Origin of the sequence: Ensifer sp. CCNWLY38 (assembly GCF_037120565.1) — a bacterium.
Taxonomy (GTDB): Bacteria; Pseudomonadota; Alphaproteobacteria; order Rhizobiales; family Rhizobiaceae; genus Ensifer; species Ensifer adhaerens_H.
In genome coordinates this window covers 1-26,872 of sequence record NZ_JBBBBO010000025.1, presented here as the reverse complement: position 1 = coordinate 26,872, position 26,872 = coordinate 1, and the positions used below count along the sequence as shown (strand labels likewise).

At 59.0% G+C, this 26,872-nt stretch carries 20 protein-coding genes; 7 read left to right on the top strand and 13 right to left on the bottom strand.

Features of this window, described 5'->3' with window-relative positions:
- Positions 1–83: 83 nt before the first annotated feature.
- Both V7S54_RS32150 and V7S54_RS32145 read right to left on the bottom strand, forming a co-directional pair.
- A complete protein-coding gene (locus V7S54_RS32150; protein WP_065375179.1) occupies positions 84–1,388 on the bottom strand; it encodes a HAMP domain-containing sensor histidine kinase in 1,305 nt (434 codons plus the stop codon).
- 3 nt (positions 1,389–1,391) lie between these two features.
- Entirely contained in the window at positions 1,392–2,078 is a 687-nt protein-coding gene (locus V7S54_RS32145) for a response regulator (protein ID WP_058329003.1), read from the bottom strand.
- Between the two features lie 158 nt (positions 2,079–2,236).
- On the opposite strand from V7S54_RS32145, the gene V7S54_RS32140 reads away from it, so the two are divergent.
- The 3 genes from V7S54_RS32140 (at position 2,237) to V7S54_RS32130 (ending at position 7,727) form a co-directional block, all read left to right on the top strand.
- Entirely contained in the window at positions 2,237–3,337 is a 1,101-nt protein-coding gene (locus V7S54_RS32140; protein ID WP_065375210.1) for an efflux RND transporter periplasmic adaptor subunit, read from the top strand.
- The gene (locus V7S54_RS32135; RefSeq protein WP_065375180.1) at positions 3,337–6,489 is read left to right on the top strand and encodes an efflux RND transporter permease subunit; all 3,153 of its coding nucleotides are present in this window, start codon (positions 3,337–3,339) and stop codon (positions 6,487–6,489) included. Before V7S54_RS32140 ends, V7S54_RS32135 begins: the two co-directional genes overlap by 1 nt.
- Before the next feature lie 95 nt (positions 6,490–6,584).
- Positions 6,585–7,727 (top strand): patatin-like phospholipase family protein, encoded by a 1,143-nt coding sequence (locus V7S54_RS32130; RefSeq protein ID WP_327078052.1) that lies wholly within the window; start codon positions 6,585–6,587, stop codon positions 7,725–7,727.
- Between the two features lie 203 nt (positions 7,728–7,930).
- Here V7S54_RS32130 and V7S54_RS32125 read toward each other — a convergent pair whose 3' ends face one another.
- The 8 genes from V7S54_RS32125 to V7S54_RS32090 form a co-directional block, all read right to left on the bottom strand.
- Positions 7,931–9,577: a GMC family oxidoreductase gene (locus V7S54_RS32125; protein ID WP_083203704.1), complete on the bottom strand. Its 1,647-nt coding sequence runs from the start codon at positions 9,575–9,577 to the stop codon at positions 7,931–7,933.
- A 5-nt stretch (positions 9,578–9,582) separates the two neighbouring features.
- Positions 9,583–11,079 (bottom strand): GMC oxidoreductase, encoded by a 1,497-nt coding sequence (locus tag V7S54_RS32120; RefSeq protein WP_065375181.1) that lies wholly within the window; start codon positions 11,077–11,079, stop codon positions 9,583–9,585.
- 8 nt (positions 11,080–11,087) lie between these two features.
- Entirely contained in the window at positions 11,088–12,185 is a 1,098-nt protein-coding gene (locus tag V7S54_RS32115; RefSeq protein ID WP_336409872.1) for an ABC transporter ATP-binding protein, read from the bottom strand.
- 4 nt (positions 12,186–12,189) lie between these two features.
- A complete protein-coding gene (locus V7S54_RS32110; RefSeq protein ID WP_065375183.1) occupies positions 12,190–13,065 on the bottom strand; it encodes a carbohydrate ABC transporter permease in 876 nt (291 codons plus the stop codon).
- Entirely contained in the window at positions 13,058–13,951 is an 894-nt protein-coding gene (locus V7S54_RS32105; protein ID WP_442892644.1) for a carbohydrate ABC transporter permease, read from the bottom strand. Before V7S54_RS32105 ends, V7S54_RS32110 begins: the two co-directional genes overlap by 8 nt.
- A 75-nt stretch (positions 13,952–14,026) precedes the next feature.
- Positions 14,027–15,274, bottom strand: coding sequence for an ABC transporter substrate-binding protein (locus V7S54_RS32100; RefSeq protein WP_065375185.1), 1,248 nt, complete (start codon positions 15,272–15,274; stop codon positions 14,027–14,029).
- A 63-nt stretch (positions 15,275–15,337) separates the two neighbouring features.
- Positions 15,338–16,648, bottom strand: a complete 1,311-nt coding sequence (gene hisD / locus V7S54_RS32095; protein ID WP_065375186.1) for a histidinol dehydrogenase — start codon at positions 16,646–16,648, stop codon at positions 15,338–15,340.
- A gap of 103 nt (positions 16,649–16,751) precedes the next feature.
- A complete protein-coding gene (locus V7S54_RS32090; RefSeq protein ID WP_065375187.1) occupies positions 16,752–18,554 on the bottom strand; it encodes a thiamine pyrophosphate-binding protein in 1,803 nt (600 codons plus the stop codon).
- 398 nt (positions 18,555–18,952) lie between these two features.
- On the opposite strand from V7S54_RS32090, the gene V7S54_RS32085 reads away from it, so the two are divergent.
- Positions 18,953–19,642: a hypothetical protein gene (locus V7S54_RS32085; protein ID WP_141679451.1), complete on the top strand. Its 690-nt coding sequence runs from the start codon at positions 18,953–18,955 to the stop codon at positions 19,640–19,642.
- A gap of 43 nt (positions 19,643–19,685) precedes the next feature.
- Here the strand turns inward: V7S54_RS32085 and V7S54_RS32080 are convergent, their stop codons facing one another.
- Positions 19,686–20,510, bottom strand: a complete 825-nt coding sequence (locus V7S54_RS32080) for a helix-turn-helix domain-containing protein (RefSeq protein ID WP_058329013.1) — start codon at positions 20,508–20,510, stop codon at positions 19,686–19,688.
- 134 nt (positions 20,511–20,644) lie between these two features.
- Here V7S54_RS32080 and V7S54_RS32075 point away from each other — a divergent pair, with 134 nt between their 5' ends.
- Positions 20,645–21,643 (top strand): Gfo/Idh/MocA family protein, encoded by a 999-nt coding sequence (locus V7S54_RS32075; RefSeq protein WP_234793100.1) that lies wholly within the window; start codon positions 20,645–20,647, stop codon positions 21,641–21,643.
- Between the two features lie 31 nt (positions 21,644–21,674).
- Positions 21,675–22,556, top strand: coding sequence for a sugar phosphate isomerase/epimerase family protein (locus V7S54_RS32070; RefSeq protein ID WP_065375190.1), 882 nt, complete (start codon positions 21,675–21,677; stop codon positions 22,554–22,556).
- A 213-nt stretch (positions 22,557–22,769) separates the two neighbouring features.
- On the opposite strand, the gene V7S54_RS32065 is transcribed toward V7S54_RS32070, so the two are convergent.
- Positions 22,770–24,002 carry an MFS transporter gene (locus V7S54_RS32065; protein ID WP_065375191.1) on the bottom strand — a complete coding sequence of 411 codons (1,233 nt, stop codon included), beginning with the start codon at positions 24,000–24,002 and terminating at the stop codon, positions 22,770–22,772.
- Positions 24,003–24,300: 298 nt separating this feature from the next.
- Between V7S54_RS32065 and V7S54_RS32060 the strand changes: the two genes are divergently transcribed.
- A complete protein-coding gene (locus tag V7S54_RS32060; RefSeq protein ID WP_065375192.1) occupies positions 24,301–25,191 on the top strand; it encodes an alpha/beta hydrolase in 891 nt (296 codons plus the stop codon).
- A gap of 128 nt (positions 25,192–25,319) precedes the next feature.
- Here the strand turns inward: V7S54_RS32060 and V7S54_RS32055 are convergent, their stop codons facing one another.
- Positions 25,320–26,210: a LysR family transcriptional regulator gene (locus V7S54_RS32055; protein ID WP_336409873.1), complete on the bottom strand. Its 891-nt coding sequence runs from the start codon at positions 26,208–26,210 to the stop codon at positions 25,320–25,322.
- Between the last annotated feature and the right edge of the window lie 662 nt (positions 26,211–26,872).

Below are 26,872 nucleotides of genomic sequence, written 5' to 3'. Positions count from 1 at the left end.
GCCAGCGTTAATGGCCGTAAAGGCAGTGTAAAGTTGGGTAAAATCTAAAAGGCACCATCTGCGGCTCGCCGGGTCCCCCCAGCTCAATTGGTATGGATCGGGCTTTGATCGCCCGACGGACCTTGAGGGGTCGGCCTGCGGGGGAGTTCGAGGGTGATGGCCAGACCACCTGTCTCCGGCAGCGAGGCGTAGACTCGCCCGCCGTGCCGCTCCACTGCCTGTCGTGCGATCGCGAGGCCAAGACCATATCCCCCTCTCGGCCCGGCATCGTTCCCGCGGGAGAATGGCTGAAAAATGCGCTCGAGTTCGTCTCGTATGACGCCCGGCCCCTGATCCACCACGCGGATCTTGAGAATGTCGGCGGTCGTCGCGCATGAAACCGATATCCGCGACTGGTCAGCGGTGTACTTGACGGCATTGCGGACGATGTTTTCCATCGCTCTGTATATCAGTTCGCCTTCGACCTCGGCAGGGAAGACGCCATCCACGCTCTTGGTGATCGAAATGTTTCGCGCCTGTGCCTCGAATGCTGCGTCGCTCAGGATTTCGTTGAGGAGGTCAATGACATCCAAGGTCTGCGTTTTCAGAGGGGCGGTAGATTTGGCTGTCAGGCGCGCTAGCGTCAAGACCTCGCCGACGAGCGCATCGAGCCGCTCGACCTCCCGGTCCATTCGATCCAGCATCACATTGAGCTTTGCCGGGCTTTGTCGAAGAACACCAACGACGGCCTGCAATCGGGACAACGGCGAGCGCAACTCATGGGACACATCGTGGAAGAGCCTCTGCTGTGCATCCTGAAGCTCCTGCAGCCGGGCTGCAGTGGAGTCGAAATCATGCGCAAGCGCAGTGACCTCGTCCCTGCGCCCAGCCATCTCGTTCCCGATACGGACCTCGAAACGGCCATGCGCGAGGGCGCTCAGGCCATCGCGCAGGTGAACGACAGGGCGAATAAGATATCTGGCGAGCGCAGCGGCTGAAATCGTGCTGGAGATGAATATCGCGATCCACGGCATTGACAGTGCAAGATAGTCAAAGACGACGTTTGCGTGAGCGGCAACAGAAATGTGGTAGCAACGTCCGTCCTTCAGGACGGATCTCGTGTCTGCCGTGGTCTCGTCCGAACATGCACCGGGGTCCATGCTCTTCAAGAGCGTGAGGCCGACCGGCACGGTGTCCTCGCTTGTGCGGACGAAGCGCTCGGCGGCATCCTCGCCATCTGTTGTCAGCACGCTCGCCGTAAGGTTCAGGATGACGGTTCGCTCCTGGTGTTCCTGTTCCCCCGCGGGAGGCGGGATCTGAAAGAGGTAGACCGTTAGGATGATGACCGCGACAGTTGTCGCGAGCGTTAGCCAAATGGTCGCGAAAAACTTCCAAAAAAGCCGGGGCATGGATCAGTCCAGAAGCAGTTGATAGCCTTGACCACGGACCGACTGTATCCAGGGCTGTCCGTCGTCTCTAAGTCCAAGCTTCTGGCGAACGCTGCTGATATGCACGTCGATCCGACGATCGAACGGGGTCAGCGGCTTTCCAAAGGCCCGCCTCGAGATGTCCTGCTTCGACACAAGCTGGCCAGCGTTGCGGGCGAGAACCTCGAGCAGGCTGAACTCCGTTCCGGTGAGATCCAAAGGCTTCCCGCGCCACTCGGCGGTTCTGCTGCTTGGATGCATCGCGAGATGTCCCGCTCTGAGCGTGTCGGTAGATGCGTTGACCGAAGGCTGGCTTGCTCGGCGCAGGATTGCCCGCAACCTCGCCGCGAGTTCTCCCGGCGAACAGGGCTTAGGCACATAGTCGTCCGCTCCGAGGTTCAGCCCGGATATCCGATCGACGTCGTCGCCCCTGGCAGTGAGCATGAGGACGGGAACCTGACTCAGCTTTCTTATCCTCTGCAGCACCTCGATCCCGTTCATCCGCGGCATCATGATATCCAGAACGATTATGTCCACCGCGTTGCCAGCAGCAGCCGCAATAGCTGCGCGGCCGTCCGTGTCCGTTGCAACATCATACCCCTCTTCCGTCAGGTACTCCTGCAGAAGTGTCGTCAGCTCGATGTCGTCGTCGATGAGGAGAACCTTGTTCATTTACCTTTGCCCGTCATTCAGCCCGGTCACTCATATCGCACAAATGCAGGTCTGAGGCCGAATTTTACTTAGCTTAACACTAACTTGACCGCACTTTACGTTCGTCCCGCTACTCGTGGCGCGGTGGCATCGGTTGCAGAGTTGAAATGGCTCTCCGGATGCGGCAAACCACGAGGAAAGCATCGTTGAGAAAGCCGATTGTCTCTGTCTCCGCCATTTTTGGCTTGGCGCTCCTGTTGCCGTTCAGCAGCAGTGCAGGGGCGGATCAGCCCGCCGCCCCCACCCTCACCGTTTCTTTGGTGATTCCCAAACAGCGAGAATGGCCAGAGACAATTCCTGCAAGCGGCTGGCTGAAGCCTTGGCAAGAAGCAATCATAGCCTCCGAGACGGGCGGCCTTCGCATAACCGAAGTTCTTGTCGACGTCGGCTCCGTTGTGACAAAGGGGCAGACCCTTGTCCGCCTTTCACAGGACACCGTCCGGGCAGATATTCGCAAGCAGGAGGCCGCAGTCGAAACCGCCAAGGCGACTTTGGCGAAAGCCAGGGCGAATGCGGATCGCGCCAGGCAGTTACGCCCTTCCGGGGCGCTTTCTGACGAAAAGATCGCCGAGCGGCTGACCGACGAGCAAACTGCAATTGCAGGCCTTGAATCAGAAAAGGCGGCCCTCGAAAGCCAGAAGATCAAGCTCGATCAGACGACCATCACGGCCGTCGACGACGGACTTGTCACTTCGCGCACCGCCGATCTCGGTGCGGTCGTGTCGACCGGCACGGAGCTATTCCGACTGGTCCGCCAACAGCGGGTGGAGTGGCAGGCCGAAGTGTCGGCGCACTACTTTGCAAGCATCACAGAGGGACAGTCCGTTGAGATCCGCGGGCCTGGTGGACGGCGCATTCAAGGCAAGGTGAGGCTCGTTGGCCCCTTGGTCAGCACCGGCACCGGTCGCGTGATCGTCTACGTCGCTTTTCCCGCCGACCTCGAGTCGCGCGTTGGACTCTATGTGACTGGTAGCATCGAGCTCCAGCTCACCCCGGCCCTCACGGTACCCGAGACGGCAATCGTTTTCCGTGACGGGATAACTTACGTGTTTGCAGCGGACAAGGACAACCGCGTGCGAAGGGTGCGTGTCGAAACGGGGCGGCGCAGGAACGACGAAGTCGAAATCGTTTCCGGCATGGAGCAGTCAGCGAAAGTCGTGGCGGCAGGCGGGGCGTTTCTCTCGGAGAACGCCCTTGTGACCATCGCAGGAGAACGCTGATGAACTTCTCCTCATGGTCCATTCACAACCCTGTTCCGGCGATATTGTTGTTCGCGATGCTTACCGTCGGCGGGCTGTTGGGATTCAAGCATCTCCCGGTCCAGAACTTCCCCGACATGGACCTTCCGACAATCAGTATCGTCGCCTCGCTAGACGGTGCAGCGCCGACGCAACTCGAGACGGAAGTTGCCCGCGTAATCGAGGATAATCTCTCTTCCCTGAGCCGCCTCGACCACATCACGACGACGGTCACCGACGGCACAGTCTCGATTCGGGTTTCCTTCAAATTGGAGAAGGACAGTGAAGAGGCGCTGAACGAGGTTCGCAATGCCGTGGACAGTGCCAAGGCTGACCTGCCCGCCCAGATGGAGACGCCGAGCGTGACCAAGGTCACCGTGCAGAGCGCGGCCTTGGTGACATACGCGATCCGCTCTGCAGATCTTAACGAGACGGAGCTATCCTGGTTTGTCGACAACGACATGACGAAGGCGCTCCTGTCCGTGCCGGGGGTAGGACAGGTCAGCCGTGTTGGCGGGATCGACCGCGAGGTTCATGTCGATCTCGCTCCTACGACCATGGCATCGCTCGGGGTCACCGCGGCCACCGTATCAGCGCAGTTGAAGTCGGTCCAAACGGACACCTCGGGAGGTCTCGGAGAGATCGGCGGCACCCGTCAGACGCTGCGGACACTGGGTGCCGTGCCTTCTGTCGACGACCTGAAAGAACTTCGTATTCCCCTCGCCAACGGGCAACAAGTTCGCCTGGACGAGGTCGCATCTGTCGCAGACAGCTTTGCGGACCGGTCATCCGCAGCCTACCTCGACGGCCAACCCGTGATTGCGGTCGAGATCAAACGCTCGAACGGGTTCTCCGATACAGGGGTTGCCGCTGACGTCGAGGCGGCGATGCGGAAGTTTGCAGCAACGCACTCCAACGTACGGATTGACGAGGCCTATAGCACAGTCGGCCCCATCCTCGACAACTACAGCGGCTCGATGCACATGCTGTTCGAGGGGGCAATCCTTGCGGTCGTCGTCGTCTGGCTCTTCCTTCGCGATTGGCGCGCCACGATCTTGTCGGCCGTGGCGCTCCCGTTGTCTGTCATTCCAACGTTTCTCGCGATGTATCTGGCCGGCTTCAGCCTCAACATCGTGACGTTGCTGGCTCTGTCGCTCGTGGTCGGTATTCTCGTTGACGACGCTATCGTTGAGGTCGAAAACATCGCCCGTCACCTCAAGATGGGCAAGAGCCCACTCGATGCCGCGCTCGAGGCCGCCAACGAGATCGGGCTAGCTGTGATCGCGACCACCTTTACGCTCGTCGCCGTCTTTCTGCCAACCGCCTTCATGAGCGGCATTCCAGGACTTCTTTTTCGACAATTCGGGGTTACCGCGGCAGTGGCCGTGCTCGCATCGCTCGTCGTCGCCCGGCTACTGACACCGATGATGGCCGCGTATTTCATGAAGGCCCATCCGACTGAAGAGAAGGATGGCCGCATCATGCGCGTCTACATGGCCATCGCGAAGGCGGCGCTAAGACACAGGAAGATCTCGATGTGCTTGACGGCAGCCGTCGTTGCGCTGTCACTTTCTGCCATTCCATTCCTGAAGTCGGGCTTCCTGCCCGCCGCCGATGAAGCTCGGACACAAGTCACGCTCACTCTGCAGCCCGGCGCAACCATCGAGCAGACAGAAGCCACAACCCGCAAGGCGGCTGACATCGTCGGCAAGATCGATGAAGTGACGCATGTCTTTGCGTCGGTCGGCTCGGCGGCCTCCGGGGGCGGTCCTGATGCTACAACGACGAGCAGTGTCGGCACCGCCACGCTTGTTGTCACGTTGACGCCGATCGAGGAGCGGAGCCGGAAGCAGTCGGAAGTCGAAAAGGATATCCGCCAATCTCTCTCGGTCCTCCCCGGCATCCGTGTCGAAACCGGTGGCGGAGCATCCGGAACCAAGCTCGACATCACGCTAGCCAGTGACGATTCCACCGTACTTGATGGTGTAGGCACGGTGGTGGAGGAACAGCTACGGACGCTGAACGGCATCGGGGCGGTGACGTCGTCTGCGTCGAGGCAGGCTCCAGAAGTTCAGATTGTGCCCGATTTCGCACGGGCAGCGGCCCTGGGAGTGACATCGAGCTCCATCGCCGAGGCCGTGCGCGTGGCCACAAGCGGCGACTATTCTTCAGCCTTGCCAAAGCTCAATCTGCCGCAGCGGCAGGTCCCCATAGTCGTCCGGTTCGCCCCCGCGGCACGCACCACTCTCGACGACATCAAGAATATCAGGGTGGTCGGAACGAGTGGTAGCGTCGATCTCGGATCGATCGCTGACATCCGTATCGGCGGCAGCCCTTCGCAGATCGACCGCATTGATCGAATGCGCAACGTCACTCTTTCGGTCGAGCTGAACGGCCGCATCCTGGGAGATGTCAATCGCGAGGCGATGGGGCTTCCCGCCCTCCAGAACCTGCCAGCGGGTGTGGCCCTGGTGCAGCAGGGCGAACTCCAACGCAGTTCAGAGATGATGCAGAGTTTCGCCCTGGCAATGGCGATCGGTGTGTTCTGCATCTACGCGGTACTCGTTCTGCTCTTCCATGACTTCCTGCAGCCGTTCACCATCTTGATGGCCCTTCCGCTCTCGATCGGTGGCGCACTGCTTCCATTGGTGGCAACCGGAACGAGCTTCTCCATGTCGGTTGTCATCGGCTTGCTCATGCTGATGGGCGTGGTGACTAAGAACTCGATCCTCCTCGTCGAGTACGCAATCATGTCGCGCCGTCAGGGCATGTCCAGGTTCGATGCTCTCATAGACGCCTGCCACAAGCGCGCGCGTCCCATCGTCATGACCACCATCGCCATGGCGTCGGGCATGCTTCCTGTCGCACTCAGTTTGACGGGTGGCGATTCAAGTTTCCGGCAACCGATGGCAATTGTGGTGATTGGTGGTGTGATAGCATCGACGCTGCTTAGCCTCATTGTCATTCCGATAATCTTCACGCTCATCGACGACGGAGTCGAGGTAGTCAAACGCCTTGTACGATTGACAAAGCCTGTAAACGATCTCCCTGCGCCGGAAGCCGACCCACCCAACGTTCGCGAGCCTATCGCCTTCGAGCGCGGCGCAACGAACCGAGGTTATGCCCAAAGATGATTACGGCTCGGCAAGAAATTCTCCGTGGTCGAGGTGACTTCGGCTTGGTGCCCGCTTTTGCGGTGGTCATGGCCGCCACACGTTTGGCGGCCGATATGGTCAGACTGCTGATGGTCGTGGCTCCGGCCGCCCTCCTCCTCACTGGTTGCATGCAGACGCTGGACCGAGCCGTTGACGCTAAGGAGGCAGCAAAGGCCTCCATCACCGGCTACGGCGAGATCCGCAGCTACCTCGACGCCCAGTTCAGTGAGTTTCCCAACAATGGCGAGCAGTGGGCACCTGCGGTTAAGCCGGGTGGCCTCGACGTCCTCATGATCTCTGGCGGCGGCTCGGGCGGAGCCTTCAGTGTGGGCGTTCTTTCTGCGTGGAGCGCTGCGCAGACCCGCCCTAAGTTCGACATCGTCACCGGGGTGAGCACAGGAGCCCTGATCGCACCGCTGGCGTTCCTCGGGTCCGCCTATGACGGCACACTGGTGCATTTGTACACGAGTGGCGTTGCGAAGGGTCTCGCTGCAAGCAAGAGCCTAGCTGGAGTGCTGGGTCCCAGCCTATTGAGTTCCGGGCCGCTCACGCGGATGGTCGCGCGGATCATTACCCCCACGATCCTGGCGCAGGTTGCAGTCGAACACCGGAAAGGTCGCCGCCTTTTTGTGCTAACGACCAACCTTGACACACAGCGGGCCGTCATCTGGAACATGGGTGCCATTGCCGACAGTGGTCGCCCAGAGGCGTTGAAGTTGTTTCAGGACGTTCTGGTGGCGTCGGCGAGTATCCCCGGCGTTTACCCTGCGGTGATGATCGAGGCCGAGTCGGCTGGGCGCAAATTCAAGGAGATGCATTCGGATGGGGGTTCCGCTTCGCAGGTCCTAATGCTTCCGCAAGTTCTCTTGGCGAGCGACAAGAGCCTCGTGCCATCCAGACGGCAGAGCGTCAACTTCTACGTAATTGTCAACAATGCGCTGATGCCGGAATTTGCCACTACACCGGACAAAACCCTGTCCGTTATCGCAAGGGCGTACTCGATCTTCGTGAAGTCGCAGACACAGGGCGCGCTGATGGCCCTCTACAATTATTCCAAGTTGACCGGGGCGCGTTTCCATCTCGCGTCCATCGACGTCCAACTCCCCTATTCGATGTCCGACCCGTTCAATACCGAATACATGCGGGCAGTCTACAATCTAGGATACGCCGAGCTTGCCGCTGGAACCCTTTGGAAAGACAATCCTGCTCTGCGGTGAAACAAGTGCCGGCGGGGTGCTCGCAGAGATCACTCCGCCGCGCGATGGACACGGCGCGTCCAGTCGGTCGCGGCCCGTCCCGGGCATAACTCGGGAGTTCGTCGCCCAACATCGGCGAAGCGGACAGACTGCCCACGGGCAGCCGACTTGTCGCACAGAGCCCCTGTCCCCGGCCAGAGCCCGACGAGGCCCGCCGAGAACCTCTAGGCTCGCAAGAAGTCTGCCGCCCGTTCACCGATCATGATGCAAACGGAGTTCGGGTTCCCGGAGATAAGTGTTGGCATGATTGAAGCGTCTGCAACGCGGAGACCTTCAATGCCACGTACACGGAGGTGGGGGTCGACGACGGCCATTTCGTCCTTGCCCATCCGGCACGTTCCTGACGGATGCAGTGCTGCGTGCGCATCTTGCTGGCAGAAAGTCCTGATCTCCTCGCGCGTCTTCATTCTCGGCTGTGGAGTATGCCTCGCTGCCACGTATTTCGCGATAGCTGGCTGCGACATGATATCGATCGCGGCCATCGTCCCGTCAGTAATCGCCTCCAGATCGTATTGATCCGAGAAGTACCGTGGAGCGACGCGCGGATTTGCAAGTGGGTCCGAGCTGGCGAGCGTTACTTCGCCTCTGGATCTCGGCCTTATCTGCCCAAGGTTTACAGTGCAGCCGTTGCCGCCCGGCACTGCGTCAATGCCCTCTTCGATACCTGCTCCGACCACCATGAAGTACTGAATGTCGGGAACCGTTTCGTTCCTGTTTCCCCACCAGAACGCGCCTCCCTCTATGAGGTTTGAGGAGGCCGGGCCGTTTCGAAACAGCGCATAGTTCAATCCGGCCGCCGCTTTCCAATGCAGCTTCTTGTACTTGTCGTAGCTGTGCGGGCCGTTGAGTTGGTATACGAGTGATATCTCGATGTGATCCTGCAGGTTCTGCCCAACGCCCGGCAGGTCGGCGTGAACGTCTATGCCTTGGCGCAGAATCTGTTCGGCTGGCCCGATGCCCGACAGCATAAGCAGTTTTGGCGTCGCGATCGCACCGGCTGAGAGGACCACCTCGTGCTTCGCCTTGTGTGTGACCTTGTGCTTGCCCCTCATGCACTCGACGCCGACCGCCCGTCCCTTCTCGATGATTACTCGAGTGACGGTCGAGCCTGTTTCAACACGCAAGTTGCGGCGGTTGCGGGCTGGCTTGAGGTAGGCGATGGCCGCCGAGCTGCGGCGACCATCCTGTGCGGTAATTTGGTACAGGCCGCAGCCGGTCGGGTCGCCGGAATTGAAGTCCGAATTGTACGGCAGGCCAGCCTGTTGGCAGGCTTGCAGCCATGCGCGCGTCAAAGGATGGATGTAGTCCACATCGGATACGCCAAGCGGGCCGCCCACACCGTGCGCTTCGTTGCAGAACCGATTGTTGTTCTCAGCACGCTTGAAATAGGGCAGCACGTCGGAATAGGCCCAGCCATCCGCCCCCATTTGGGCCCATTGGTCATAGTCCGAAGGTACGCCCCTGATGTAGATCATGGCGTTGACGGAACTTCCGCCGCCGAGGACCCTTGCCTGGACCATGGTCGGATTGGCAGTGCGGCCTTGCTCGGGCATCGGCTCCCATGGGATCCGCTTCAGGAGCGAGCCCTGAGCCGTCTTATAGTAGGCGCCGGGAATATGGATGTAAGGATTGAGGTCTCTAGGGCCTTCCTCGAGCAGCAAGACATTGACGCTCGGATCCTCGGACAAACGGGCGGCAATGACACATCCCGTCGATCCCCCTCCGACCACGATGTAGTCGTACGTAAAAAGCTCGTCTGGCTCGGGAGGCAAAATTCCCAACCGCGCTGATACCCAATCAGAAAACGACATCAGGGTCACCTCGCGATGGAAAAGCCGGCCTTGATGGCCAGGGCTGCTACTGTAAGCGCGGGATTTACCGCAGCCGACGTCGGCAGGACGGAGGCATCGGTGACGTACAGGTTCTCAACGTCGTGGCTGCGGCAATCCAGGTTGACGACTGAAGTTTTCGGATCGTTGCCTAAGCGTGCAGTGCCGCATTGATGAGACGTCGTTTTCCGACCAAACGTATGTGTCAGCACGATTGGAAAGCCCGCCTTTCGCATGGCAGCGCGGGTCTTCTTGATCAATGCCTCGTGGGCCCGCATATTCGAGCGAACCCAATTCATGACAATTCGGTCGTCACGGACCATCACCCGGCTCTGCGGATTCGGCAGATCCTCGCTCGTCAGGAACCAGCCGTAGGCGTAGCGCGCGAGAACCCTGGTGAACCAGGCGGGAGCCGGAACCGGGAAATTGGCCTTCAGGATGTTACCGGTGATGTGCCCAAGCAGTTGAACGTTGCCGAGGGGGAAACCGAATTCATTGTCTTCGTTATAGAAGTCATTGAAAGTGATTGTCTTTTGGTAGACGCTTGTGTTGGGCGCGAGCGGATCGATCGTCAGCATTGCGCTTGTATTGTGGTTCATGAAGTTGCGGCCGAGCTGGTCGGAACTATTGCCAATGCCGGTCGGGTGAGCCCCGTTGGCCGATCGGAGTAACAGAGCCGCGGATTGCACCGCCCCGGCGGCCACCGCGAAAGTGTCCGCCGAAATCCGATGCTCCACGCCATCTTTCGTGAAGATGGCCGCGACGACCCTCCTACCGCTGCCGTCCGTTTCCAGTCGGGATACGTTCGCGCCTGTTATCAGGCTGACGTTCGCATGCGCCAATGCCTGCGAGAGCGGCCCGACTTCTGCGTCGATCTTGCCGTGCCCTGTGTTGGGAAACGCGTCCCATCCGGTTTTCGCGCGCCGCAACCAGGTTTCGATGTCGATCGCAAGCGGCAGGGGTGAGGGATGAATACCCGCCCTTTCAAGCCGCTTGCGCACCGCAGCGATTGCCGGTTCGTCGGGAACCGGTGGATAGCCATAGGGCTTCGCGTGAGGAGGCTCCGTCGGGTCGTCTCTGGTGCTTCCGCGCACCCGAAAGACAGCTTCTGCCGCGTCGTACCACGGTGACAATTCGTCGTAAGAGATCGGCCACCCCGGCGAAGCCCCGTCCATATGGCTTCGCGGATGAAAATCCTCCTTGCGGTAGCGAAACATCACCGCACCGAAGAACTTCGAGTTTCCACCCACGTAGTAGTAGTTTCCAGGCAGGAAGCTCTGTCCGTCTGTCGCGTACCACTCTTCGGTGTTGCGATAAAAGCCCTTCTGGAAGATCTCGATGTCGTCTCTGGCTTGCGGGGCATCCCGCAAGAAGTCACCTCTCTCGAGGATAACGATGCGCCGGCCGGACGGTGCCAGGCTGGAGGCAAGCGATGCGCCGCCAATACCTGACCCTACGATGACGATGTCAGCGGTCTGTGTCATTGCTGTACTCAATCGATGCGAGTTTCGGTGTCTGCGTCAAAGAGAACAATCTTGGACGTGTCGATCGACAAGACGGCTTCTCGGCCAGCGTCGGCTTGCTTGGGCGGCAACCGGGCCGTGACTTCGACCCCGCCAAGGTGGAAGACGACAAGTGTGTCCGGCCCTGTGGGCTCGACAACGTCGACATTGACGGCAAGCATCGCGCCCGCCCCGTTGGCGACCGAGAAGTTCTCCGGCCGTATTCCGACGAGAACCTTCTTTCCGGCGTACTTGCGGGCCGCTGCGGCCGACAGCGGAATCCCGGAAATCCTGCCTGGCGGTTTGCCCGCGATGTCGACTTTCGCCGTAACGTTCTCGCCTTGGACCTCCAGAACGCCGGGCACGATGTTCATGGCTGGCGAGCCAACAAAACGCGCCACGTAGACATTGGCCGGGCGGTCATAGACCGATTGCGGCTCATCCAAATGCTGAACCACACCGTCCTTCATGACGGCGACGCGCGTTGCCAACGTCATCGCTTCGATCTGGTCATGCGTCACGTAAACGATGGTCGTGCCAAGACGCTGATGCAGGCGCTTGATCTCGGTCCGCATATCCACGCGAAGCTTCGCGTCGAGGTTCGACAGCGGTTCATCGAACAGAAACAACTTCGGTTGCCGCACGATGGCCCGCCCCATTGCCACGCGCTGCCGTTGACCACCGGAAAGCTGCGACGGTTTCCGGTCAAGGAGGTGCGTGATCTGCAGCAGTTCAGCGGCCGTTTTAACCGATTTATCGCGTTCGGCCTGCGACAGCCCCCGGATCTTCATGCCGAACTCGATGTTCTGGCGCACTGTCATGGTGGGATAGAGCGCATAGGACTGGAACACCATGGCGATATCCCGGTCTTTCGGAGATAGGTGGTTTACGACCCTTCCAGCTATGCGAATGTCGCCGCCACTGATGGTTTCCAGTCCGGCAATCATATTGAGAAGCGTCGACTTTCCGCAGCCGGAAGGGCCGAGCAACACAAGAAAATCACCGGTGCCTATCGATATCGAGACTTCCTTGAGAACCTCGAGGCTCCCGTAGGCCTTGCGAACGCGATCGATTTCAAGAGTAGACATGGTATCAGCCTTTCACAGCGCCAGCGGTCAACCCGCGGACGAAGTAGCGTCCAGCGACGATGTAGACAAAGAGGGTGGGGATCGCGGCGATCATGGCAGCTGCCATGTCGACGTTGTATTGCTTGCGCCCGGTCGTCACGTTGACGATGTTATTGAGCGCAACCGTTATCGGACTGCTTGCCCCTGATGTGAACGAGACACCAAAGAGGAAGTCGTTCCAGATCTGGGTGAACTGCCAGATGCAAGACACCACGATGATGGGGATCGACGTCGGAAGGATGACGCTCCAGAAAATCCGGAAGAAGCCCGCGCCGTCCACCATCGCTGCTTTGGTCAATTCGTCCGGAAGCGACACGAAGTAGTTCCGGAAGAACAGGGTCGTGAAGCAGATGCCATAGGCGACGTGTACGCAGATCAGGCCCGGTATGCTTCCGGCGAGCCCAAGTAGGCCGAGGGTGCGTGCCATCGGGATCAGGACCGCCTGGTAAGGCAGAAAGCAGCCGAACAGGAGCAGGCCGAACACGAAGTTTGCACCGGGAAACTTCCACTTCGTCAGGATGTAGCCATTGATGGCGCCGATGCCCGTTGAAAGGACTACCGAGGGGATCACCATCAGCAGCGAGTTCACGAAGTAGGGCTTAAGCCCGGTGCACTCCGTTCCGATGCAGGCCTGCGACCAGGCGGCGCGCCAGGCGTCAAGGGTCACAGTCTTCGGAAGGCCGATAAAGGAGCCTGCGTAGATCTCGTCGAGCGACTTGAGAGACGTCACCACCATAACCCACAAGGGCATCAAGTAGAGCAACGCTACAGTGAGAAGGCAGGCGTAGACCACCAACCGTCCCAGGCGCGCCTTTCCGGATTGAGAAAGTACTTCAGCCATTGTTGCGCTCCCGAAGTTCGGAATAGAGGTACGGCACGATGATGGCCGCAACCGTCATGAGCATCATCACCGCGCTCGCAGCACCTACTCCCATCTGGTTGCGCCGGAAGGTGGCAGCAAACATGAAAGTTGACGGCAGTTCGGTGGCCGCGCCCGGCCCGGCATTTGTGAGCGCCAACACAAGGTCGAAGCTCTTGATGGCGATGTAGCTCAAAAGCACGATTACGCTGAGCATCGCCGGACGCAGCATCGGTATGATGATCTGGCGATAGATGAGCGGAAGACTCGCTCCTTCTATCTGCGCTGCCTTGATCACCGAGTTGTCGACCCCGCGCAGTCCTGCGAGGAAGATGGCCATCGCGAAACCGGAGGACTGCCAGACGCCGGCGATAACAACCGTGTAGATAGCCATCTGGGGATCAGTGATCCAGTCGAAGCGAAACGTCTCCCAGCCGAGGTCATTGACGACCTTTTGAATTCCAAGACCCGGGTTCAGGATCCACTTCCAGGCCGTGCCGGTCACAATGAACGATAGCGCCATTGGATAGAGATAGATCGCCCGCAAGGCCCCTTCAGCACGGATGTTCTGATCGAGCAGGATGGCCAGGAGAAGGCCAAGAGCCGTCGATAGCGCCAGAAACAGCGCGGAGAAGATGAACAGATTGGCTACTGCGGTGTGCCACCGCGGCGTCGCCCAAAGACGCACATACTGCTCCAGGCCCACAAAGTCGTAGATGGGCACGAACTTCGAGGAAGTGACGGAAATCAGCCCAGTCCAAAGAATGAACAGGTAGACTGTTATGACGACGATCAGCAGGCTGGGAGCAACGACAAGGCGCGGAAGCCAGCTGGCCAATCGTGAGGACATGCGCTTGTAGGCGCTCATGGATCTGCTCCGATGGCGAATTTCAATGTCGGGCCGGGTTGTCACGCCCCGGCCCGCTCTCAAGGTGAGTTCGGGTTAGCGGGCGTTGTCGATGCCTTCGACCAGCATCTTGACCGCGTCTTCGGAGCTCATGTTGCCAACGAAGAACTGCGCGGCAACGTCGCTGAAGACCGCGGCGAATTCCGGCTTCGCGGCGAAGCCATGGGTCATGGCGCCTTGCATGCTGCCCTTCTCGATCGCTGCCGTCCGCTCGCTGTAGCCGAGCTTTGCGCAATCATCGAACTCGTCGACCGACACATCGATACGTGCAGGAATGGAGCCCTTGATAAGGTTGAAGCCCTTCTGAACCTTGGGGTCCATGATTGTTTCGGCAAGTGCGGCCTGGGCCTTTTGCAGGTTCTCGTCCTTGACCGTGAACATGCCGAAGCTGTCGATGACGTACTGGAAAGCGGTGACTTGGCCGGGCGTCGCGAAGCAGTAGAAGTCCTGGTTCGGCTTCAGGCCCTTTGCAAGGAACTCGCCTTTCGCCCAGTCGCCCATGAACTGCATGGCGGCCTCGCCATTGATGACCATGCCAGTCGCAACGGCCCAGTCTCGGCCAACGAAGTTGGCGTCGACGAGACCGCGCACTTCGCGCAACGTGTCGAACACCTTTGCCATCTCGGGGCTGGCGAGCGTCTCCGGGTTCAGATCGATGGCTGCTTTCTGATAAAACTCCGGACCGTTGATGTCCGACAGAAGGGCGTCAAAGATGATGCCGATCTGCCAGGGCTCGTCACCCATTGCGATCGGGACAACGCCCTTTTCCTTGAGCTTCTTGCCCGCGTCGATGAGTTCCGCCCAATTCTTTGGAACCGATACTCCGGCATCGTCAAAGAGCTTCTTGTTGGCCCAGACCCAGTTCTGCCGGTGCATGTTGATCGGCGCAGCGATGAAGGCGTCGCCCGAAGTCACGAAAGGCAGAAGCTGCGGAGCGAGAGCTTCGCGCCACCCGCCTGCTGCGGCGAGGTCGTTCAGGTCGCGGACGACGCCCTGCTCTGCCCACTGCACGCCTTCCCAACCGAGAAACTGCATCGCACCCGGCGGATTGCCGGCGGTAAGCCGCGCCCGCAGAGCTTGCTGTGCGTTCGCGCCGCTTGCGCCGCCGACGGCGGAATCCTTCCATTGGAAGCCCTTGGTTTCCAGGTCCTTGCGGATCACGTTCAAAGCGTCAACTTCGCTTTGCGAGACCCAGTGATGCAGAACTTCGATCGACCCTTCTGCGCGTGCTCCCACCGGAACAAGCATCGTCGCAGCGATGAGGGCGGGAAAAAACTTTGACATTAGACATTCCTCTCTGGTTGGGTTCAAAACGCCGGCCCTTCACAGGCTCTTCGGCGAACGTTCTTAGTTGGGGTCAGCAGGCATCGCGTATCCAACGTTCTTTCCGCCGTAGCGACGGACGCGGATGTTTGCCTGTTCGGCATGTCCGGCGAAGCCTTCCATGAGGCAGAGCCTGGAGCCGTATGCACCGATCATGGCGGACGCCTCATCGGTGAGAATCTTCTGATAGGTGCAAGTCTTGAGGAACTTCCCGACCCAGAGGCCACCTGTGTAGCGGGCGGCTTTGTTCGTCGGCAGGGTGTGGTTGGTGCCGATCACCTTGTCCCCGAATGCGACATTCGTGCGTGCGCCGAGGAAGAATGCGCCGTAGTTCTTCATGTTGTTCAGGAAGTAGTCGGGGTCCCTCGTCATGACCTGGACATGCTCGGAGGCGACCCGATCGCCTTCCTCGACCATCTCTTCGACGGTGTCGCAGACAATGATCTCGCCGTAGTCTTCCCAGGCCTTGGCAGCGACCGCCGCGGTCGGCAGGATCTTGAGCAGGCGGTCGATCTCGGACAACGTTTCGCGGGCAAGCTTTTCCGAATTGGTTATGAGAACGGCTGGAGAGTTGGCTCCGTGTTCGGCCTGACCGAGAAGGTCAGTCGCCACGATCTCGCCGTCGACACTGTCGTCGGCAATAACAAGCGTCTCCGTCGGGCCAGCGAACAAGTCGATGCCAACCCTGCCGAAGAGCAGGCGCTTGGCTTCAGCGACGTAGGCGTTTCCCGGCCCCGCAAGCATATCAACGGGTGCGATGGTCTCGGTCCCATAGGCCATTGCGGCAATGGCCTGGACACCGCCCAGGCAGTAGATCTCGTCGGCCCCGGCGAGCGCTTGGGCTGCGACAATCTTCTCGGCGAGCTTCCCCTGGAATGGCGGCGCACAGGTGATCACCCGCTCGCACCCGGCGACGCGGGCAGTAAGAACGGTCATGTGCGCAGATGCCAGCAGCGGGTACTTGCCGCCTGGAACATAGCAACCGACGTTCTGGATCGGTACGTTCTTGTGGCCAAGGATCACGCCTGGCAGCGACTCAACTTCGATATCCAGCAGCGCGGCCTTCTGCGCCTCCGCGAACTTGCGGACCTGTTCCTGCGCGAAGTCGAGATCCTCGCGCTCCTGCTTTGTGAGCGAGTTGATGCAGTTGGCAATTTCATTCTCTGTCAGGCGGTAGGACTCGCGGTCGAGCTTGTCGAATTGCAGGGAGAGTTCGCGCACCGCCTTGTCGCCACCGGCCTCCACCTTTGCAAGCAGGGCCTCTACGGTCTTGGTGACTGCGCTATCGGTGCTGCCGGTGACCGAAGCTTGCGCGGCTTTAAAGTGTCGTATCATGACAATAGCTCTTCGTTTGCGGAAGCACGATGCTCCGCGATCCGAGGGGATATGGATGGAATGGGCGGGGTGCGGGCCAGCGCACGCACCCCTTTGCAGTTACTTACAGATGCTGCTCACGTGCACGCATCTCTGCGTACGCAGCCTGTTCCTTTTCGTAGTAGGCAGGCGACGGGAAGTCCCACCAACCGGTGGCGAACGGTCCGGCTGCGTCGCGAGACACGATGACCTCCACGAGCGCCGGGCCGCCGCACTCGAGAGCTGCCTTGAGGCTGCTTTCGAGATCCTCGTCCCTTTCGACCTTCCAGGCGGCCAGTCCGAACGCGCGGGCCGAAGCTGCGATATCGGCTGAATACGGCGCGCCGTTTCCGGCGTGGTGATTGAATTCCGAGGCGATGTGGCGACCCATGAACTTCCGCTGCCCGCCACGGATCGACATGTATCCCTGGTTGTTGAGCACAAGGAAGACGGCGTTGATGCCGTTCATGACAGCAGTGCCCATTTCCGGCAGTGACATCATGAAATCCCCGTCGCCGACGATGGCTACGACCTGGCGATCGGGGCACGCGAGCTTTGCGCCAAGCGCCGCGGGCACTGCCCAGCCCATCGGGGAGTACGAACCTGAAGTGAGGTGCGTGCGGGGCTCGTAGACGGGGAAGCTCTGCTTGACGGAGCCCTGGGTGTTGCCGGAGCCGACCACGACGATGCCGTCCCTGTCGAGCACCTTGCGGAGCGCCATAAGCGGTCGCTGGGAGGTGAAGGGCGTTTCGCGGCTGTTCTCGCGCGGCTCGACTTGGGCGCGCCACTCCGCCTTTGCCTTCTGGACGTCGGCCAAGAACGTTTCACGGCGCGAAATCATCTTCTTGCTATCGGCGTCGGAAATCAGCGCGAGAATAGCCTCAAGAGCGACCCTCGCGTCCGCGACGACGCCAACCTCGGTTTCATAGTTCTTGCCAATCTCGCGCGGATCCAAGTCGATGTGGATCAGTTTCGCTGAAGGGATCGAGAAGGACACACCCTTCGCATAGGACGATGCAGACCAGTCGGTAAACCGGCAACCAACCGATACCACGACATCTGCAGAGGCGGTCACCTTGTTGCCGCACGTCGTTCCCGTCTGGCCGACCGCACCGACAAACAACTGATGGTCCTCGGAAATGGCGCCCTTCCCGTTCCAGGTAATGGAGACGGCCGCCCCGAGCTTTTCAGCAAGACGCGTCAACTCCTTGGACGCACCTGAAGTGATCGCACCGCCGCCGGCCACGATGACCGGACGCTCGGCGGAAAGCAGGACCTTTACAGCAGCCTCGATCGCCTTCGGATCGGGATAGGCAACGCCGATCGGCAAGCGCTTCTGAAGGGGATGAATGGCGACGTCGGCCGCTTCGACCTGGACGTTCATCGGGACTTCGACGTGAACCGGTCCGGGACGGCCAGTAAGCATCTCGCTGAAAGCGCGGTGCATGATGCTCGGGAGCACCTCTACGGAATTGGCCTGCCAAGCGCGCTTGGTTACCTGTTCGGTGATGCGCGGGAAGGCGTTGTCTTGCTGACGTTCGAGTTCCTGCATGGTGCCGTGGCCATGCATATAGGTCTGCGGCGAGCCGGAGACGTAAAACAGCGACGTCGAGTCACAATAGGCGGTTGCCAGGCCAATGATGGTATTGGCGGCACCCGGTCCAACCGAGGTTGAGCAGGCCATTGGCTTGCCCGATGCGCGATAGTAGCCGTCAGCCATGTGCACCGCGCTCTGTTCATGCATCACCTGGATGAACGGGATCTCAGAGCCTTCCTGCAAAAAGGCATCGAAAAGCGACCAAATGCCATGCCCAGGCACACCGGCGACATATTCAACACCATATTCCTTCAGCGCTTTCGCGACTACCTGGCCACCTGTGAGCTTCATTTGATCGACCCTCTGATTGTTATGCTTCTCAACGGGAGGGCTTTTGGAAGTAAGCACCCGCCCCAACGATCGCACTATTCTCGACCAGACGGCTGAAGCTTCAAGTTCGCAGGAGTTAAATCACCGACGCAGGGTGACGCACTCGTGGTTTCCAAGTGCATCAAATTCCCAACGGGGGGAAAGCCAACCTCATACGATAATCGCCGAATTGCATGGCCGCCGGCCCAGCGAGAGAGCATTGTCAACCGATCGCACGCTTGGCGGAGGAACCAAGCACTTCGCAATATGAAGCGGAGTTCGCTTCAAGACGCGTACAGATTCATAAAGGCGCGCAATTATGTAACGAAATGCGATGTGGCTTCCTGTAAAAAATCTAAATGCTTGGAAGGACATCCGACGTGCAGAACGCGACCAGAAACCTTGCCTTCGCAGATGAGTTCATCGTCGCGAAGCTCGTTGAGAATGCGGTTGACTACGACGTGGACGATGCGGTGGTCGTCAACCTGAGCCCGTCGGTCATGGTCACAGGCGATGAACACCCCGCGATCGTGCCGGCCTGGAAATCGACATGGCTGAAAGGCGGAAAGATCAAGTCCGCCGAACGCGCCGCCCTTATCAAGGTCGTTAAGCCTACAAATCTTGGCGGTTGCATGTTCCGGGGTTGGGACTGGCTTGGAAATCGCATCCGCAGCTTTCCCCGCGATACCCCGCTGTACATCTCCGCGCAGGATGAGATCGGAAAGGTCTCGTTGGACCCCCGCGTGTTCACTAACGAACGCGCCACCTCGAGGGAATCCCAGGATTTCACCCTGAAGCTAAATCTGTGGTGGTCGCCGGGCGATACGGACTGCTTCATCCACAACGAGCATCCGTTCCTTGAGACCCATACTCAGATCCATGGCATTGGCCGGATGCAGAAATTCAAGCATCGCGATCAGGCGACCATCTATGAGGACGTCCTGATGCCGATTGGATACTCGCACGATCCCTTCTGCCGGGTGACCGGCCACAACGAATGGACGTATCCCTGGCATCGCTACTACGCCGACACCGACAGCGTGTGGCTCGCGATCGAGCTTCACCCATAGATCATCATTCATCGAGACTGAACGAACTGGCGCGCTGAGAGCGTCAGTTCATCTGGATCATATCAGAGCCATCCCCCAGATATTGAAGCGCTTCTCGCGGAATTGCGGGATCATTGCGATCCATAACCGTGAGGTTCTTCAGGTGTTCGCGGCGCAGCAGACCGGGACCGCGGTAATGAAGAGCAACCTTGGTAGAATACGGCTGGCGGAAAACATTTGCTGCAATCCCGCTCGAAATCCCAAACATGAACTTCTTCGCGTTGCGTTTAACCTGAGCGTAGACGCCAAACGTCAATTCGTTTGACTGAATTCCCTCGAAATCGGCCGTGAATAAACGATCGGCCACCGGAAAGCAGAAGCCATAGTATTTGAAGACGTATTCTGTTTTTCTTGGATCGTCGAAACTTGGAAATCTCTCTACATAGTAGTGCTGCAGGAATTCTTTGTTCTGATAGATACAGAACGCGGATCGCAGCACAAAGCCCTTGTAAATGGAGGAATACTGGTAGCGATCGTAGATACCGACAATATCGTTGTGGTCCGCTTTGCTCTCAACGATCATGTTGGAAACAAATCGCGAGAACTCAGGCAATTGCCGCGCAGTCTGCATCGCATGGAAAAAATTCCCGTCAACGAGCGTGCGGAACTCATCCGGATCTGCGAACAAAATCGGGACGCTGAGACCGAAATAGTTAGCGATAATCCTTAGATTTGCGGCAGAAGGAATGTGAGCTCCGGACAGATACTTGTTAAATTGCTGCCGGTTGACGTTAATCTTCCGGCATACTGCAGCCACAGACCCATGCCGCTCGCACAGCGTGCGGAGGTTTGCTGCCAGCGCCGCTGCGTCTCTCCCCAAGTGTTCCATCCAGACTCATCCTCAAAGAGTGAAGCAACATGAAGCGAAATATACTTCATCTTGCGAAGGACTTCAACAACTTGCGAAGTTGTGAACAAGCACTCTTCCGGCCAATCTCTGCACAGCAACGGAAGGAAACGCCGGTGACCTCTTCGAGAAAACCAGGATGGTCGGTGATGGGGACTGGCACCATCGCCACGGAGCACATGGTGGCCGCGATCCGATCGATCGGCCATGAAGCTCGTTGGGTCGTCAGCCGAAACAAGGAATACGCCAAATTCTTCTCCGAAGACCTGAGGATCCCGCAAACGTCGACTGAAGCTCGCCAGGCGCTCAGCGACCCGCTCGTGGATTTCGCCTACGTGAGCGCCGCCAGAGATCGTCGGAAGCACTACATATCGGCGGCCGCAGAAGCACGGAAACACATCCTTTGCGACGCTCCCATTTCCCACAGCAGCCGAATTGCAGGCGGACTGGTTGAGCTCTGCAGGAAGGCAGGAGTGGCGCTGGCGGTAAATCAGCCTTCCCGGGCCTCAATCGTCCATCAGACGATGAGGCGCCTCATGATGGAGGGACATATCGGGACACTTCAATCGCTCTTGATCGTCCGCGGCGCGCCTTATCACTCCCCGCCAAACCGAAGGAGTGAGGAAATGTCACCTCAAGGGGAGTTGCTGCTCGACGTCTCTGTCGAAGACGTCGACCTGGCGCGCTTTCTGACGGGACAGGAGCCCGTCGAAGTCTCGGCACTGTCCGCGGCGCCAAACGGCGCAAGCCAACAGCAAATCTCATATGCAATGCGCATGTCTGAAGGCGCGATGTTCCAGGCGTTCGAAAGCTATACGACCGCAGAAATCGAAAGCGTGGTCATGCTGGCCGGCGATCAAGGGGCCTTGATCGCTCAGGGCACATTGAACGGCAAGGCGGGAACGCTGACGCGGCGCGCAAACGCACGCAACGAACTGGTGCCTGTCAGGGAAAGGGAACTACATGCAACCACGATCGAGGGGTTTCTCGCCTCCACGCGAACCTCTTCCGACTGGCTTTGTCGAGGCGATGACAACGTCATTGCCCTGAAGGCTGCGGAGGCGATCCAAGCCTCGAACAAGCGCCAGCGGACCGTACCCGTCCAATCCAAATAGCCCGTTCAATTCAACAACAGGAACCAGAGTCATGGCCAGCCGAGACAAGCTCATATTTCACTCCATGGCTTCGAAGTTCAACACGCTCTCGATCGATATCGATATCGCTCAAACAGTTGGCTTCGACGGCCTCGAAACGTCGGGATCGAAAATCGCGGCATTTCTGAAATCCGGCTTCACACAGGACGATCTCAAGGCAAGTCTGAAAGCCCTTGAAGTTCCTGGCATTGGCTTTCTCATCGACCTTGAGCGCCAGGAAGTCGGTCGGGAAGAGATGCTGCGGGAGGCGGAAGACCTCTGCAGGCTTGCGGTTGCGATCGGAGCAAAGGGCATCGAAGCAATTACTGGGCCACTCGATCTAAGGGCCTTCGAACCTGGCTCTGCTCAACGCTACCCCACACTCTATCGTGGCCTGATCGATGTGCCGAGGGATACCCAGATCACGCTCACTGCGAAGAACTTAGGCGCCGTCGCTGACATTGCGGCAGAGCACGGGCTCATTGTCTATCTGGAATCTCTCTCCTGGACGCCGCTCAATACAATGGACGCCCAACTTCGGATCATCGAGGCTTGCCGACGGGACAACGTCCGCTTGGTCATCGATTTCTGGCACTCGTACACCTCCGGAGACACGCCAGAGCGCATTGCGCGTCTGGATAAGGATCTCATTTATGGCGTGCATGTCTGCGACTCCCTCCCCTACACTGGAGGGCTCCCAAACGAAGCTGTGCTACGCGACGTGCCTACGGGAAATGGAGTTCTCGACCTCCAAAGTTGGGTCGATGCCGTGAAGGCAACGGGCTATCGCGGCTGGTGGAGCTGCGAACTGTTCTGCAATCGGCAGCATCAAGACAACAGCTACAATGTGGCGCGGGACCTAAAGACGCTGATGGAGCGAATGATCCTGGATTGATCCCCAACACACCTATCCGGAGCCTAATTTCGAGCGCCGTCGCCCCGCGCACCCGGCAAAAAACGATAGGGTGGAGAGTGCCACGCGTCATGCAAAGGTTGCCCAGAGTGTGCCAGGATCGCTCTTTTAGCCCCATATTGGTGCGCTGCTGAGCCGGATGCTCGAGGAGGCTGGTGCCAAACTCCATCGGCGGCATGCCATTGAAACGCCCCATCAGGCGTAGTGCTTCGTGCCCTTCATCTCTGGCTGAAACTCCGCAGTCAAGCGCTTGAGGTAGACCGTGCCTACGGAGATGACACCAAAAGAAAGAGCCACAAGCGCAAGACTGATGGTGAGGCTGGAAATCTGAGCAATAAATCCAAGCAAGGCAGGCCCAATGAGCAGACCACTGTATCCAAGAGTGGTCACAATCGACATCGCCCGTCCGGTAGCCTGCGAGCCAATTTTCCCCGCGGATGCAAACACGGCCGGTATCATGTTGGCGACACCAAATCCGCAAATGGCCAGCGCCACTATGCCAACCACTACATTGTGAGCGATGAGCATAGCAAGAATCGACAATCCGCAGACAACCCCACCAATTCTGAGGATGCTCACGTGCCCCACCCGCTGCGTGACGATATCCCCGAGCAGCCGGCCAAGTGCCATTGACGCCGAGAACACCGCAAAAGCATACGCGCCGACGCTTTCGGAGGCACCCAAGGTTCCCACCATGTATACCGCGGACCAGTCGATAATACCTCCCTCCGCAAGAAAGGCCAAAAAGCCGATGGCACCAAACGTCAGTACCAGTACCCTTTGCTGTCTGCTGAGCGAAGGCTTTCCCGCGGGGCCTGTGTTTGTGGCCGCCGGCATCACTTTCCCGCTCGCCTCGTGGCCGATGAGACGAGAGATGAGCGCAGTCATGACGACAAGGAGCCCAGCCCCTCCCAAACACTCGTGGATCTGGCCACCGAAGGATACGACTACGCCAACCAAGGAGGCACCGACGATGTTGCCAATGCTGAACATCGCATGAAACGACGACATCAGGTGGCGACCCGATCCGCGCTCGATTTCTGAAGCCTCGATGTTCATGGAAACATCGAGCGTCCCGAAACCCGCGCCTGCAACCACGATAAGAGCACCAACGAGCAGCAGCCCATCGACCAAGGGGACCGTCAGGATCGAGACGCCAAATACTACGCTGCCGCCGAGACTCAGCAGATGGCTACTGCCGAACCGGTCACTGACCCGCCCGATGTTCACCATCATTGCGATCGCGCCCAGAGCAAAGCACAGCAAGAGAGCGCCGAGTTCCCCCTTGTCAATGTTCAGTTTGGCGGAAAGCAACGGCAGGCTCGCGGCCCAGGCACCGATGCCGATACCGCCGGCAAAAAAGAAGAGACCGCAGCGAACCCGCCTCGATGTCGCAAGCGCGCGTGGGGAGAAACTGCTGCTGATCATTCTGAAGTTCCAGTTAAACAAAAAGCCAGGTTGCTCGACAACGAAAGGTGTTCGGCGAGCTTTTGCCTTTGCGGCAGGCGATCTTCTAGCAATCGGGAAATCAGGAGCAACTTCGCACTCCGCAAACACGTGGCGCAAGATGACGCAAGTTGCCCAGGCGCAGGCGTGCATCTTTTGTGCGCGCAAGTCGCGTCTATCAGCGTCACCAAGCCGTCCTGTGCGAAATTGTCGAAGTCTCGCCACGCCTTCAGTTTGGTGCTCGACGAAGCAATGCATCACTCTGAGAGGAGCAGTGGGAATGAATTGGTTGTCCTTGGTTGCATCGGTCTCCGCCACGCTTGCGGCGACATGCGCTCTTGCAGCGGAGAGCAAAGTTCGCATCGAGAACGGCGGACGCGGAATAGTCGGAGTACTCAATTTGCCCGATGGTTCCGCAAACCCACCGGTGGTCTTGATGCTCCACGGATTCACTGGCCAGAAGGACGAATTCCCGATGGCATCATCTCAAACCGGCTTGTTTGCATACACCGCGGTGCGATTGGCCGAGGTTGGCATTGCCAGCTTTCGCATCGATTTTCACGGCTCCGGCGAAAGCGACGGAAAGTGGGAAGAGACTACGTTGTCCGGGCAGATCCAGGATGCTGTTCTTGCGTTCGACTATCTGCAGGCTCTCAGCTCAGTCGATAACAGTAAAATCGGCATTTTAGGTTACAGCCAGGGCGGTCTTGTAGGGGGCCACTTAGCGGCGAAACGACCCGAGGCCTCCGGTGTCGTGCTATGGGCTCCCGTGACGAACCCGCTTTCGACGTACGCCACGATCATGGGTCGCGAAACTGTTCAAAGCGCGCTCGCGCAATCGCCGGACGCAATCGTGACGGCGAAACTCTCCTGGGGCGGCGAGACCAAATTGAAAGCGGCCTTCTTCAAGGAATTGCCGACTGTCACGCCGGTCGGAGCCATCGGCAAATACCCAGGTCCGCTCCGAGTGATCGTCGGAAAGCGTGAGACGATTGTGACGCCTCAGCCGGCCGCCGGTCAAACTCTGCTCGACTATCACGAAGGGGTCGAGGATCTGGTCGAGATCGATTCCGACCACGATTGGAATGCGGCCACTGCGACCCAAACCGTCGACGACGTGTTGATCCCCAAGAGCGCGGAATGGTTCCAAAGGCACCTGTCGGCTGAATGAGCATACCTCGCAATCTGGCCGCTGGTAACGTTACACCTCCCGAGCGGCTGGGTAGCCGGCGGCAGAACTTCTGCCGCCGGCGTCAAGTTTCGCTCTTGATGCGACACGAGCAATCTCGGCCGTTTAACTCACCTGCCCGGCCGCGCCAGCGACCGGGCAATGTCGATGATGTCGTCGCGAGACGCCGTTGGATCCTCTTTGTTCCAAGCGACGCCGAGACCAATCTTGAGATCGACACCGCGCACGGGCCGAAGCTCGAAGTTGCGGTTCGGCAGATCCTTCGTCCATTCCGGTGCAAAGCCAACGCCAAGCCCCGCGGAAACGAGCGACACCAGCGAGAACGTGTCATCACAGCTATAGGCTATGTTGCCGTTCAGACCGTGTGTCTCGAACATCTCGGAGAAGTAGCGCTCCGAGTAAGAAAGGTTCTGACGGGAAAAGGCGATGATCTTTTCCGAGCGTAGTTCCTCGATGTCGATCTCGCTTCGAAGGGCTAGAGGACTCGTCTTTTCGACGGCCAGCAGATAGCGCTCATGCGCGATCGAGAAGAACCGCAACGAGCCGATGTTTTCGACCGGACGGATGAAGCCGAGATTGATCTGGCCGTTTTCGATTGAGCGTATGATGTCGCTGGTCGAGCCGCTCCTCACATGCAAAGCGACATCGGGAAACTTCCGGCCGATGCGCGCCAGAAATGCCGGCAGCACGCCGGTCGTCGCCGGATAGACGGTTCCGATCCTGATCGTCCGCGCTGCCTTTCCGGCAACCGAGCGTGCTACCTCGGCCGACAGCCCGACATCGCCGATGATCCGGACTGCGCGGTCATAGAACACCTCCCCTGCCCGCGTCAGCTCGACCCGGCGCGTCGACCGCTCGAGCAGCCGAACACCGAGCTCCTTCTCCAGCGCCTGGATGTGCGAACTCAACGCCGGCTGAGCGATGCACATCCGCGCCGCTGCCCTGTTGAAGTGCAGCTCCTCGGCAACCGCAACGAAGAACGAGAGTTGGCGAAGTTCCATCTTAACGCTCCGACATTCTAACAGGGCAAGCGTTCGCGCAGGACGAATTACGCCCAGCGAACAACGCGGAATCGTTGAAGGAGATATCGATGCAGTGTATCTATATAGCGTCTGGGTATTTGTCAATACCGTGTATCGAAATAAATACGAGGTCTCCGTGAATCCTGCCCAAGCTCGAGCTGCGCGTGCTATTCTGAAGCTCGGTGTCCGGGAAGTCGCTGAGCTGGCCAAGGTCACGGCGAATACAGTGAGCCGCGTTGAGCAAGATGAGGCGGGGCCGAGAGGACCCCAACCTGTGACCGTTGAGGCGATTAAACGCGTCTACGAGGATCGAGGCGTCATCTTCTTTGAGAGCGGTCCCGGACCGGACGGCGGTCCGGGAGTGCGATTGGCGCGCTAAGGTCGCGGGTTTCGGTCGCTCGAGGCGGTGGCATGAGAGGCGTCAATTCCACTCGATACATTATGCGATTCCAGAAGCTCAAAGCGGGAACATGTGTTGAACGACAAACTTCACCACCTCCGCGCCAACGACGCTGGCGTGAAAACGGCATCATCCTGCCTGCGGCGGAACTTCTAGCTGTCCAGCTCAAATTCGACCAGGAACCTTCCATGACTAGGAGGAGCGGCAGGCGGCGAGCGCATCACTGCACTGCACTCTATGG